The organism is Ohtaekwangia sp., from assembly GCF_036786105.1.
GTDB lineage: Bacteria > Bacteroidota > Bacteroidia > Cytophagales > Cyclobacteriaceae > Ohtaekwangia.
On the sequence record NZ_DAIQRQ010000099.1, the window covers coordinates 1 to 11,507 of the forward strand.

The 11,507-nt window shown below is 40.4% G+C and carries 12 protein-coding genes; 1 reads left to right on the plus strand and 11 read right to left on the minus strand.

Going from position 1 to position 11,507, the window contains the following annotated elements:
• The first annotated feature begins 62 nt into the window (after positions 1-62).
• Positions 63-935, plus strand: a complete 873-nt coding sequence (locus V7Q33_RS22410; RefSeq protein ID WP_333821361.1) for an alpha/beta hydrolase — start codon at positions 63-65, stop codon at positions 933-935.
• Positions 936-1,513: 578 nt separating this feature from the next.
• On the opposite strand, the gene V7Q33_RS22415 is transcribed toward V7Q33_RS22410, so the two are convergent.
• The 11 genes from V7Q33_RS22415 to V7Q33_RS22465 all read right to left on the minus strand — a co-directional run.
• Positions 1,514-2,869: an alkaline phosphatase family protein gene (locus tag V7Q33_RS22415; RefSeq protein ID WP_333821362.1), complete on the minus strand. Its 1,356-nt coding sequence runs from the start codon at positions 2,867-2,869 to the stop codon at positions 1,514-1,516.
• A 16-nt stretch (positions 2,870-2,885) separates the two neighbouring features.
• Entirely contained in the window at positions 2,886-4,100 is a 1,215-nt protein-coding gene (gene eboE / locus V7Q33_RS22420; RefSeq protein WP_333821363.1) for a metabolite traffic protein EboE, read from the minus strand.
• A gap of 18 nt (positions 4,101-4,118) precedes the next feature.
• The gene (locus tag V7Q33_RS22425) at positions 4,119-5,279 is read right to left on the minus strand and encodes a 3-dehydroquinate synthase (protein WP_333821364.1); all 1,161 of its coding nucleotides are present in this window, start codon (positions 5,277-5,279) and stop codon (positions 4,119-4,121) included.
• A gap of 26 nt (positions 5,280-5,305) precedes the next feature.
• Positions 5,306-6,187, minus strand: coding sequence for a UbiA-like protein EboC (gene eboC / locus V7Q33_RS22430; protein ID WP_333821365.1), 882 nt, complete (start codon positions 6,185-6,187; stop codon positions 5,306-5,308).
• A gap of 1 nt (position 6,188) precedes the next feature.
• Positions 6,189-7,175, minus strand: coding sequence for a TatD family hydrolase (locus tag V7Q33_RS22435; protein WP_333821366.1), 987 nt, complete (start codon positions 7,173-7,175; stop codon positions 6,189-6,191).
• Between the two features lie 52 nt (positions 7,176-7,227).
• Complete coding sequence (locus V7Q33_RS22440; protein ID WP_333821367.1) at positions 7,228-8,151, minus strand: EboA domain-containing protein; 924 nt, start codon at positions 8,149-8,151, stop codon at positions 7,228-7,230.
• A gap of 875 nt (positions 8,152-9,026) precedes the next feature.
• Positions 9,027-9,296 (minus strand): hypothetical protein, encoded by a 270-nt coding sequence (locus tag V7Q33_RS22445; RefSeq protein WP_333821368.1) that lies wholly within the window; start codon positions 9,294-9,296, stop codon positions 9,027-9,029.
• 94 nt (positions 9,297-9,390) lie between these two features.
• On the minus strand, positions 9,391-9,711 hold the full coding sequence (locus V7Q33_RS22450; protein ID WP_333821369.1) for a hypothetical protein: 321 nt from the start codon (positions 9,709-9,711) through the stop codon (positions 9,391-9,393).
• Positions 9,708-10,073 (minus strand): hypothetical protein, encoded by a 366-nt coding sequence (locus tag V7Q33_RS22455; protein ID WP_333821370.1) that lies wholly within the window; start codon positions 10,071-10,073, stop codon positions 9,708-9,710. The genes V7Q33_RS22450 and V7Q33_RS22455 overlap by 4 nt, the downstream gene beginning before the upstream one ends.
• Before the next feature lie 194 nt (positions 10,074-10,267).
• Positions 10,268-10,819: a hypothetical protein gene (locus V7Q33_RS22460; protein WP_333821371.1), complete on the minus strand. Its 552-nt coding sequence runs from the start codon at positions 10,817-10,819 to the stop codon at positions 10,268-10,270.
• A 140-nt stretch (positions 10,820-10,959) separates the two neighbouring features.
• A partial coding sequence (locus V7Q33_RS22465) for a hypothetical protein (protein ID WP_333821373.1) occupies positions 10,960-11,507 on the minus strand: 548 nt, incomplete at its 5' end.

The following is an 11,507-nucleotide window of genomic DNA, read 5'->3' on the forward strand; positions in this document are numbered from 1 at the left end:
ATGGTTTTTATATATTGTATCCGTTACCAGTATAATCATCCAAATTACTTTCGTTGTATACTATGAAATTGCACTATAAACTGTCCGTTGTGTTTTTATTGCTTCTTGTTTTTCACTTGAAGGCACAGCAGATCGAGCCTTACAAACCGGTTTCGAGTGTAGCAGTAACACTCTATTCGAAAGTATTAAAAGAATACCGTAATATCTATATTCATTATCCCAAACTGGATTCCGCCAATCCGGACAAACGCTTCCCCGTACTGTATTTACTGGACGGAGAAAGTCACTTTGACATGCTTTCTCAATATACCGATTATCTAAGTCGTTGGGATGTAAATGTTATACCTAAAATGATTGTTGTTGGTATTACCAATACAAAAAGAACAAGAGATCTTACGCCAACAGAAAGTATTATTAATTACTTCGGACAACCTGATACGGTAAAGAACTCGTGGATGAAACCAAGTGGTGGCAACAAACTGTTTCTTCAATTCATTCACGAAGAGCTAATGCCATTCATTGACGCAAATTATAAAACTCAATCTTTCAAAATATTCGGTGGCCATTCCTTTGGTGGTCTTGCTACAATTAATTGCATGCTTACACACCCCGAAATGTTTGATGCCTATATCGCGATAAGTCCTTCTCTATGGTGGGACCATGAGTATATATTAAAACTGGCGGATAAGAAATTAAAAAAAGGAACTGCCGTAAACAAAATTCTCTTTTACAGTGATGCAAGCGAAGGCGTTTCAGACAAAAGTACCTACCATACTAACCTCTTGAAATTTGATTCTCTGCTAACCGCCAAATCACTAACCAATCTGCCGCACCTGTATAAATACTATCCGACAGAATCGCATATGACATCTCCCATGTCTGGCTACTACGATGCACTACGATTCATTTATAAAGACTGGAAAGAACCGGAATAGTTATGCTCGGAGGCTTTAAAACATTTTGAAATCAGTACGGGACTGAGTGTGTATGTTGGTGAAGAACACCAAGGCATGAGGGCTTAATATACTTCAAACTTTATTTGGGAGCATTAAAATCTTCCCTTAGTCTCATTTTTAAATAATTTCCTCCAAGAAAAATTGCGATGAATGTCATGGTAACAATCAACTGGTTGTATTGATGGTGGGAAATTGCTGAGCTCAAAAAAAAACACTAATCCATGACCGGAAGGATCATGATTAGCCAGGAAAAGAATTTCAAAGCTTATATGCCGTGATTTTCATTTGATGATTATTACATTCAACATATTTATAAATTCCGTATGGAACTCTGCTTATAAACTGAAATGCCAAATGAAATTGAAAGTTTACTAATAATGCAATCCAAAATTTATTAACAATATCCTCGCCTTCTTCCTCTAAAGTTATGTCCCTGCAATACTTACAATCAGTGTTACCAGCGACAGCCATTTATAATAACTATAAATTTTCACGCTTGTCATTTATCGAATTAAAACATTCCAACAGACATTCACCAGCAAAGGCGTAATCGAATTTCAGTTATGAGTAAGGTGTTGCCAGATCACATCATAGATGTCAGTAGCCTGCAGTTCCGTTTTTTCAAGCTTAAGGTCTGTGATGAGCACCGGATGCGAAGATGATGGGGTATTAATCCTTCCATGTGATCCTTTTATTAAAGTAGCATCCAACGGAATAACATCCATCACATATCTGAGCGCAGCTTTCTTTCGTAAGAGTTTATAGGCAGCACGCAACTTCGAAGTCATAAACATTTCAACCGGATCGTATCCTGGTTTCTTATGAATATCAACTGAACGGGCGTAGTCGGGAGCTTTGTTATCATCTAACCAGAAGTAATAGCAGAACCAGCTTTTTGCATCTGCCATCACTACAAGATCGCCAGACCGCTCGTGATCCATGTGATACTTCCGCTGTTCGTCTTTGTCGAGCACAAGCTCAACGCCCGGAATCTTTTCAATAATATCTCTTACTTTTGAAGCCGACTGTTTAGCGTTGATATATACATGGGCTATCTGGTGGTCGGAGACAGCAAAGGCAGCCGAAGCTCCGGCATCCAACAATTCAAGATTTCGTTCTACGCGAATGCTGAGCAATCCATTTTCACGCAATACACGATTTAAGTAAACCGGACGATCTACATCGGTGATGCCATATTCTGAAAGTAGAATAACACGGGCACCGGCTTTTGTATAATGCGAAACCAGTTGTTCAACTACACCATCAATTTCATTAAGGTCTCTGGAAATCATAGAAAAGTCCTGTCCAAATTTTTGCAGACAGTAATCCAGGTGTGGAAGATAAATCAACGTTAGCGTTGGATTGTATTTTTTATCTGCAATCACTGAGGCATCGGCAATCCACTGTGTTGATTTGATATTCGCTCCGGGCCCCCAGAATTGAAACAGGGGAAATACCCCCAACTCTTTTTGCAATTCATCACGAAGTGTTGCAGGATGAGAATAACAGTCTGGCATTTTTCTTCCATCAGCCAGGTAATTGGGCCGTGGTGTTACTGAATAATCTGCTGTAGAGTACATATTGTACCACCAGAACATTTTTGAGCATGTAAATGCAGGATCCATGCGTTTTGCTCTGTCCCATATCTTTTCTCCATGCACCAGCTTATTTGACTGTTTCCAGAATTTTATCTCAGCATCTTCACGATCGTACCAGCCATTACCAACAATACCATGCTCATGAGGCCACTTACCCGTAACGTATGTTGACTGCACCGATGTTGTTACTGCCGGCAACATAGGTGAAATTGTGTGCAACGACTTGTTAAGTATATATTGTTTTAAAAAAGGTGTATGTTCCCCAATCAGTGATGAGGATAACCCTACAATATCAATTACTACTGTTTTTTGCATACCGGATTTTTTGTCGCTAGTCAACATTGTTTAAATATTCTTTCACCCATTCTACTTCGCGAATGATTGATTCTGATAGAGGAACTTTCAATCCATCGGGTAGTACTTCCCATGTATAGGTCTCTACTTCAAGATGGTTGGTAAAGGATTGGTTGCGCTGAATGGACAACACGTTTCGGATGTCTGGTTGTGTCGATTTCAGTAATCCATAATCCTGAATGAATAGCGGAACATGAAAATGCGAGCGCCATTCTTCTGTTGAAGGGTTATCAGCGTCCATCAGCGCTTCCGGAAGGTCTGGATATCGTTTCAGGGAACCGTTTCGCTGGCGTGCTACTACCTGGTGCAGATAAGTTGATTCATTAAACTGCCGAAATGCCTGAATTACCGGCTCGCGTTCCTTTTGCTCATGCGGCATGGCAGCTTTAAGTGCAGCGCTGATCTGAATCTTTCCGACTTTTATTTTCTTCTCGCGAAGTTTTTGAATGATGTTAGCATGTTCTTCATATCCCACTGCAAAGTGACAAACGTCATAACACAGTTGCATGTGTTCTTTGATCGCCTGTACCGATTCTACCGGAGTATACCCGCGTTGTTTCTGTAAAAACGTTTCACCTATGGGCAGTAGATAATTCTCATACCAATCAAAAAATTCGGGTCCGCTTTCCAGCAAACCATCGGGCTCTGGTTCAATATCAAGGTGAAGAAGTTTGCCTGTTTTTGTTTTAATCTGTATGAGTTCCTCAATAACCTGGAGGATGTTTTTTGTTGTTTTTTCGAAGACCTCGTGTTGCCGGCCCGCCTCATGCCAGTATTTATAAGACAGTGGCGATGTTGAAATTCCTCCTTCCATATTTTCCGGCAATAGCTCTGCCAGAATATGGAATAGCCTGATGGTATAGGAAACACGTTCGTTCGTGGTCCAGTCAGGAGCATGCACCTGATCCTTCACCTTGGTATGATGAAATCCGCCATACGGAAATCCGTTCATGGTAAACACATAGCAGTCTTCACGCTTCAGCCAATCTTTAAAATTGTCCAGCGACTTTTTTTCCTGGAGATGAATACTTGCCTGGTGCGATAATCGTAATCCGATACCCAATGATTGATGGGGGCTTATTCTTTTCTTTATGCCGGGAATATTCTGTTGCAAGGCGGCAAAATGATCGGCCCAACTTTCACCTGCATGTATATTGGTGCAGTATGTCAGGTATCCGTAAGGTGTATGCATAGTCTGGTGCCTTCGTTTTTAATTGTGATTGATATTCTTTAACCACTGACTTGCCTGTTGAATCAATGCACCGTCCATTTCATGAACCTCCTCTCCTTTACCTATACCGTTGAGTAACGTAATGGTAAGTTTACCGCCCAGGTGTTCACGGAATTCTTCAAGACCTTCAATCAACGGACTTTTATCACCGTTCACTTCCAGTAACGGGTGAGTTATATCCAATCCAAGTGTTTTAATCAGATTCAGTATCTGGTCTAATGCTTCTTTGCTTAACCGGTTGCTCAGGTAAGAGTATACACTATCGAGTGCAATACCGATGGCTACGGCTTCTCCGTGGCGGATGTTAAAATTCGTTAACTGCTCGAGCTTATGCGCACTCCAATGGCCAAAATCCAATGGTCTTGACGATCCCATTTCAAAAGGATCTCCACTGCGAATATGCTGCATGTGAAGATCAGCACAATGTCTGATCAGATACTTCATGGCTGGCATATCACGGTTGGCAAGCAGAGCCGCATTGTCAGTCAGCCAATGAAAAAAAGAAGCGTCCTTAATCAATGCAACTTTAATTGCCTCTGATATTCCTGAACGCCAATCCACATCCTCCAGCGTAGTTAGAAAATGAAAGTCATTAAACACAGCCACCGGAGGCGCGAACGTTCCGAGAAAGTTTTTTTTGTTAAAGTAGTTAACTCCATTCTTGACTCCTACTCCCGAATCATTCTGTGAAAGCACGGTTGTAGGAATGCGAATATGCCGGATACCACGATGGGATATAGCAGCCGCATAGCCTGCCAGATCAAGCACTGAACCACCACCAACGGCAACGAGATAAGAGTGGCGGTCGATCTTGTTATTGTTTACGGCAACGATAATCTGATGAAGTAAATGCTCATCGTTTTTGGCAACCTCGCCACCGGGAATAATCAACATGTCGTCCATGAGATGAAGCGATGGGAACGCCTGAAAATAGGATTTGATGCGGCTAATCAGATCTGGGTGATGGGCTACTACACGTTCATCCAAAACAAAAAATATCTTGGGAGGTATATCAGATTTTTTCTGAACACTTAGAAATTCCTGCAATACCGGGTTATCGCTGTTGAATAAGTGCGTAGTGAAATATACTTTATAATCAAATCGAACATTGAATGACTGCTGTAAAAAATCCGTTTCCATAATATATGTATAGGTAGTTAAGTTGATCAGGTTACGGCAAAGAGCCTGGCTAAAAGAATAGATACTGGCAATAGCAACAGGATCAGCAAGGCTGAATACAAGCCGCCAAAGGCTGCCGCCCAACTTGCATTCATAACAATTAATGCCAGCACACCTGCCTTCACAGCTTTTCCAATGTTTTTTCCCAACGGGTTATTAAATGCTTTGACCAACGGAGGGTAAATGAGAATAGCAAAGAAGGCCAGAAAAAATATAGTATATATACCGTTTCGATGAACTATCGACACATACAGTATCGATGCCAGGACAATTAGGTATAAAACTGCCGCCAGGAGCATTTTTATACTTTTTCCGCCCCGAACTTCTCCCTGGCTAATCATCGTAATGGCAGCTATATATATTACAGGCACTACAGCCAGGTATGCGTGTTGTTGCAGCGCTTCTGGCAACAGGCTGATTCCCAACAAAAGATTTAATCCTCTGCACAGGCCCATGTTCAGCGGCCCCAGAAAACTGTGATGCTTACTCCACTTATCATAAACCAGCGAAGCAGCAGCAATAACAATAGCAATGCATCCGGATGGATATATGGAAAGCGTTAACGCTGCCGCTATCCCAATAAGGAGTAGGGCAATGCCTAAAAGCGCTCCTTCTTTTTCGGAGATTAATCCACTGGGAATGGCGCGTTCAGGTCTTTCAACGCGATCGAGGTCTGCATCAAAAACATCGTTGAAAACAACACCGCCTCCGTATAGGCCAATCGTAGAAACTGCTAATAGCAAAAGAGAATGTAACTCACTCATGCCGCTTGCATACCCTGCAATTGTGGCGCCAGCAAAAATATCAGAGATCGCCGTAACGATATTGGCAGGCCGCATGAGCCTGAAGAATCCAACCAATCTTTTCACCTTACTTTATTATCAATGAACCTTTATCGATACGCGGTTGCTGACCGCCCCGAAGAATGGTGTTCCCCTGAAATTTTATACTTTGATCCACTTGCTGAACAGTCTCAAAATCCGCCTCATGAAGTTGTCCGCTTTTTCCAAAAGCGGTGATGGCATTTTTATAGGTAACCAAATGAATAAACTCGTCCGATATTCCATGTTGCTTCATCAGCGCCGCTGTCTTAGGAACAGCCAGCGGATCGCTGATTCCCCAGTCGGCAGCGGAATTGATCATGATGCGTTCTGCACCATATTTTTTTACAATTTCTACCATGCGCTCATTGCCCATCTTGGTAAAAGGATAAATGGTAAAGGCAGCCCAAAATCCTCTTTCCAAAACTTCCTCTACAGTTTCCTCATTGTTATGATCAACAATCACCATATCGGGAGATAAACCACAGTCAATAGCAATATCCATACTGCGCTGCGTTCCTCGTTTCTTATCGCGGTGTGGTGTATGTATCTGCACCGGGAGAGAAGCCTCTTTTGCAAGAAGCAACTGAAGCCGGTAATATTTTTCTTCTGCTTTAGTCTGATCATCAAAACCAATCTCGCCTACGCCAACAACACCTTCTTTATACAGGAAAAGAGGCAGTATCTCCATTACCTGCTCCGCGAGTGCTTCATTATTAGCCTCGCGGGAGTTAAGACCAATGGTGCAATAATGTTTGATGCCGAATTGAGAAGACCTGAATCGCTCCCATCCAATCAGGCTACTGTAATAATCCTGAAAAGTAGATACTCCGGTGCGTGGCTGGCCCAGCCAGAAAGCAGGTTCAATAAGGGCAACTACTCCGGCATCGGCCATCGCCTGATAATCATCTGTAGTACGGGAGGTCATGTGAACATGAGGATCAAAGAATTTCATTCCTTTAATCGCTTCCAGAAACAGGGGCACCTCAACGCGGGGTTCCAATTCCTTCTCAGTAATATCTTGTCTGCAACACATATTTTTTTTCTTTTACATTCCTTCGAATAAGTCTCCGCAAATACGGTAACTCTTAGTATTTTTTTTCCACTTTTTTGATGACATCCATCCAGGTAGTCCCACTTTTCACAATATCAAGCAGCATTTTATTATTCTCAACAAGCTCGCGCGCGGGACTATACGTGCTTTGCATGCAGGCCAGCGCAGCAGCTTCGCGATCTACTGTTTGTTCTGAAAATGCAACACGCATAATGTCTGGAAAGATCTTTTCGTTAATAAATTTTCCTACACACATCCAGAGTAAAGGATGAACGGTTCTACCGGCTGACCACCGTTCACGTGCATAGTCTGACAAAGTGTTCGCCAGATTCTCATTCGAACGCTCTTCCAGATTAATGATTTGATGAATGGCTTTTTCAGTAAAGATCGCTTTCAACACAAGCTGGTTCCAGGCAGCTTCATCCAGATTTTCGGAAGGGTACGGATTATTGCACATTATCGACTCGAGCACATCGGCAATGTTACTGCGGATGCCTTCTGCACAACGTGCACGCCATAACGGTGGATAGGCAAGCACAGGCAATGCTGAATATAATGCCACCTGCTCATTCATTTCTGCTGTGGGAAACAGACTTTCTATTGTACGGATGTACTTGTTTCTGTCAGCAACATTCAGGTGCAGCAAAAGCCATACGCGGCACAAACGATCCATGGCCCAATGCTGAATTGTTAAATGAGGACGAATGCTCTGAATTTCGCGGCTCTCTTCTTCTGATAGAACAACCTGCTGTTTTCCTGTTTTTCGCGGCGTTGCAGCAAAGGCAACTACAAAATCCTGAACATTTTCATCCTTACTAATCAGGGAAGCTTTTTCTGTAAGCCAACTCCAGGTATCAGCAGACACACGATGAGCGATGCAATTGGCTAAAATCGACTCAAGGCGATTTCTATTGTATGTAAATACTACAGATTCAATTTTCTCTTCGGGTATAGGCATAGGCAAATCTAATTAAACTATGTTATGTCACAACTGACTACAGGTAAAAAAATATCATCGCCTCCATATATAGTAAAAATTTATACTACATCTGAAATAATTACTTACTGATTTTAACATGATATATATAGGTATATAATTACCCGCCGTGCATAACACGATGATCCAGGCAAGAAGCAATCAATTGTTTGACTTGGTCAACGTCTCAGTGTTTAAACATTTAATTATTTTAGTTCTTATAGGATGCTACATTAGTATAATATGTACCGTGGTTTAGTTATCGGCGTGAGGTATAGCCTATAGTAATACAAGTACTGACAGGCTATATATTTATAGTTATATAATCTTCAATACACTTACGCTACAGCAAGATATTAGCGCCAGCTCGTTAATGAATGGTTAAGAAAAACGATCGACAGGGTGACTAAATAATATATTTATATACTACATATAGCGGTATATACAAGATATTGAAGAGCCTGCCTCCTTTAAAACCACCCTGCCCTTTGGTGTTCTTCACCAACAATGCCCGCACACATGCTTAGCACCAAGCCATTGCATGCACTAAAAAATTCCAATGTCTCTAACATTTTAAAATCAGTGTGGGATTAGATGATTGTTGGTGAAGAAACCAACAAGGGTATGAGAATTTCCTCAGAGGATAATTTTTTTTTTCATAACTATTGAGTCTCCCTGCCCTTGGTGTTCTTCACCAACAACGCCCGAACACATGCTTAGCACCAAGCCATCGCATGCACTAAAAAATTCCAATGTCTCTAACATTTTAAAATCAGTGTGGGATTGGGTGATTGTTGGTGAAGAAAAACCAACAATGGCATGAGGTGTACCTGTTTTCTCGTAGGCCTGTTTTATGCTTACTCTTCATATCCCTTTAAAACATCTCGACCCTTTTCAGTGATCTTATTCAATAAACCTTGCTTCTCTATTAATCCAAGTTCCTCAAGTCTTTTTGAAATTGGTATCCATTGTACTGAGTATAAATTATCTAAAGAGCACCCCTCTGCAAGTCTCTTGTCATAAAAAACCCGATCAATGATTGGCGTACTTACTCCGCTCCCTTTATCACGTTCGTTGATGATATTGAGCAATACAAATTCATCCTTATCAAGACTAATTTTATCCATTTTACAATTTTTATTTTTGTACATCTGGGTGATACAACGATCTAATCTTTTTTCCTTGAAAATCCATTATCTCATGCAAGGAATAAGAAACCTGTTAGATAGTTTCTCTTCCGGGACCTTTGCTTTTGAACTCTTTTAGTCTTGTCATATTTGATTCAAAATTACCGTCTTCCAAACAGGCTTTGCCCTTAGTTTCAATAAAGAACAATCTTCCCTCAAAAGCACTTTCGCCTTGTGGTTGAATTTCGAATATCCAGCCTTGCCTTACAAACGATTCAAGGTAAGTCTTCAATTGTAAATGCGTAATTACAAAGCCTAACTCAATCAAACTATCATATAGTTTTCCAAAAAAAGCACCTTGGGTTTTACTCCTATGATCGATTAGCATCAAAATAGTGAATTCTAATAAACTCATTGTTCAATATATTTACCCTTTGCTTTGGCATCCTCAATCCATGAGCGCAGGTTGTTGATTTCCATTAACTCTTCATTTACTGTGGGCTCGGTTGAGGGGTGATAAATTGTTTCTATTCGCTCATTTATGCCATATTCCTCTAATGCTGCAGCATGAGCATGCTCATAATATCGGCCGTCATACACATCATCTGCAACTTTCAACTCTTTGAATCGCTGGTATTCATTCAACTCATGAGTGTAGAATCGTTTGTCGAAATCTGTCACTTGAATCTTGCCCGCCTGAATGTCTTTCAGACGTTGAATTGCCTTTTGATTTTGCTTGATAGGTCCAAACCTTTGATAAATGCTGGGCAATAGCATCAGGCGACACACCCGTTTTACATGAGACTAGCCTAACCGGGGTTCCCGTTGTATAACCATTTTTATACATATAGGAGGCAAGAGATCTATGGTTAATAGGTACCCATTCTTTGCCTGTGTAAATCATAAAATTATCAGGCGTTCCGTGTACAACAACATCAAACCAACCGGGTTCGGGGGCTACTCACTACATATCACTCATACCAAATATCGATCATATTAACCCAATCATTTTTCATCTTTACTTTAACAATCATATTTATGTCTTCGCTCAGTGGGAATCTTTTGACAATTATGGGAATCGTAGTCAAGTCAAAATTATCTTCCCTGTCGATATTTATTTTGTGAAGAGCTAACGACTTTCGAACACCATGTTTCTGAAGAACAGGCTTAGCGAATTTAATTGTGATTCTTCCTAGCTCGTCTTTATACGCGGTAGTACTATTTAAGGGATACATCACAATTTCGGAAATCAACTTATTAAAAATCTCTTTTGAGAGTAAAGCATTATTTCTCCAATCAAATACTCCTAATGAGTGACCTAACATCATGAGGTTTGGCGTACCGATTGTCAAAATAGTCAACAATTCATTTAAAAACTCAAGGATGGAACATAGTTCAGTAACTTCTTTTAAAGTGCGAAAGTCATAGTCGCTTTCCATCCACTCCATCCCAGTAATGGAATCATTAATTACTCCAGGCTTATGAAATAAAGAAGCATATCTTGAATACTTTCGTATGTCCATCTGTTTATTGTTGTATTGTAAATTGAACGTTATACCCCTTAAAAGACTTAGTAAATAATTCCTCTTGCATGTTAACCTTCTCTTCGAAGCTCATACCCGTTTTCGTCTATCACGGCCAGTTCTGGTTACCCTCCACACTTTTAAATGTTGTCACCATTGTAGATTTCATCTCTCGAAAATTCTCTTCCCCATCCTTCATTTTCAGTTATAGGAAACTTTTGAAACAACTTAGCATCTGGCAAAGGAATTTCGTTTTGATTCATCATATCGATTATTTCTTGCAAATATTTTAATGTATCAGGAGAAGCATTTACAATTGACGCATACAAATCTCTGGTTGAAATCTCAAAAATTAAGTCGATCATTCTTAGAATGGCATGATTAGCATTTTTATATAGTTTGTTTAACTCCCAAAATTTTTCCTTGGTTAAAAACTCTAAGTCGTCCAAGTGACCTTCATCGTTTATTATACTTCTTCCAGTGCATTCCGCAAGTGGATAGTGCCAACTACCTAATTTGGTATTTGTTATTGACCATAATAAATTTAGAACAAATGACCAATCATATATATCAAAACCAAAATGAATGATTGCTTTTTCTAGACAGAGTATAGCAAAAGCTACTCTACCTCTAATGGAAATATTTGTAAATTCTTGGGATTTCATTGACTCGTTACATACATGTTTTT

What these genes read in the sequence shown, in the direction of transcription:
- V7Q33_RS22425 (WP_333821364.1), bottom strand. Translation starts at nt 5,279, where the DNA reads ATGGAAACGGATTTTTTACAGCAGTCATTCAATGTTCGATTTGATTAT.
- V7Q33_RS22410 (WP_333821361.1), top strand. Translation starts at nt 63, where the DNA reads ATGAAATTGCACTATAAACTGTCCGTTGTGTTTTTATTGCTTCTTGTT.
- V7Q33_RS22415 (WP_333821362.1), bottom strand. Translation starts at nt 2,869, where the DNA reads ATGCAAAAAACAGTAGTAATTGATATTGTAGGGTTATCCTCATCACTG.
- V7Q33_RS22440 (WP_333821367.1), bottom strand. Translation starts at nt 8,151, where the DNA reads ATGCCTATACCCGAAGAGAAAATTGAATCTGTAGTATTTACATACAAT.
- V7Q33_RS22435 (WP_333821366.1), bottom strand. Translation starts at nt 7,175, where the DNA reads ATGTGTTGCAGACAAGATATTACTGAGAAGGAATTGGAACCCCGCGTT.
- V7Q33_RS22460 (WP_333821371.1), bottom strand. Translation starts at nt 10,819, where the DNA reads ATGGACATACGAAAGTATTCAAGATATGCTTCTTTATTTCATAAGCCT.
- V7Q33_RS22455 (WP_333821370.1), bottom strand. Translation starts at nt 10,073, where the DNA reads ATGCTATTGCCCAGCATTTATCAAAGGTTTGGACCTATCAAGCAAAAT.
- eboE (WP_333821363.1), bottom strand. Translation starts at nt 4,100, where the DNA reads ATGCATACACCTTACGGATACCTGACATACTGCACCAATATACATGCA.
- V7Q33_RS22445 (WP_333821368.1), bottom strand. Translation starts at nt 9,296, where the DNA reads ATGGATAAAATTAGTCTTGATAAGGATGAATTTGTATTGCTCAATATC.
- V7Q33_RS22450 (WP_333821369.1), bottom strand. Translation starts at nt 9,711, where the DNA reads ATGAGTTTATTAGAATTCACTATTTTGATGCTAATCGATCATAGGAGT.